The sequence below is a fragment of the Bacillus sp. AFS002410 genome, from assembly GCF_002556365.1.
Lineage (GTDB): Bacteria > Bacillota > Bacilli > Bacillales > Bacillaceae_G > Gottfriedia.
Genome location: NZ_NUEU01000112.1, coordinates 1 through 550, shown reverse-complemented (window position 1 = coordinate 550; position 550 = coordinate 1). Strand labels below are relative to the sequence as shown.

Annotated in this window: 1 pseudogene; it reads right to left on the bottom strand. The window is 35.8% G+C overall.

Going from position 1 to position 550, the window contains the following annotated elements:
* Window positions 1-550, bottom strand: a pseudogene (locus CN692_RS25350) (IS110 family transposase); the annotation flags it as partial.

The following is a 550-nucleotide window of genomic DNA, read 5'->3' as shown; positions in this document are numbered from 1 at the left end:
AGGACATCTATCTCTGCTTTCAAATTGGATGGATGTTCTTTGTATTGAAGAACCATTTTGATATGCATTTCTAGTGAAATAATAAGGCTTCTATAAAGATTTACTTGAAACGGATTTTTTTCAGCCGCAGTCATTAAAAGCTTAGCTCTTTCGTTTGCCTATTGTTTAGAACGACTAGTACATAAAGATGCGATTCGTTTAGCTAGTTGATCTTCACCTGCTTGTAACACAGCCTCAGATGAAGGAAACTCTAGTAAAGTTAAGAGCGAAACATTAGAATACAAATCTCCAAATACACCTCGATATTCAGGAAACACTTGATCTAGAATAGCTAAAAAATGAAGTTTTGCCTGAGAACTAATACCTGTTAAATGATCGTGCTGTCTGGTTAAATTTCGCAGGTTTAGTAATTGTGCACCACGTTTTTTATGTGGCTCTAACTCTTCTTTGTAATACAGCTCGCAGAGGTGGTACGCATCGATGACATCAGTCTTAACCTTTCTTAAACTCGAACTTTTAGCTCGATAAGTGATTAATGGATTAATAACGA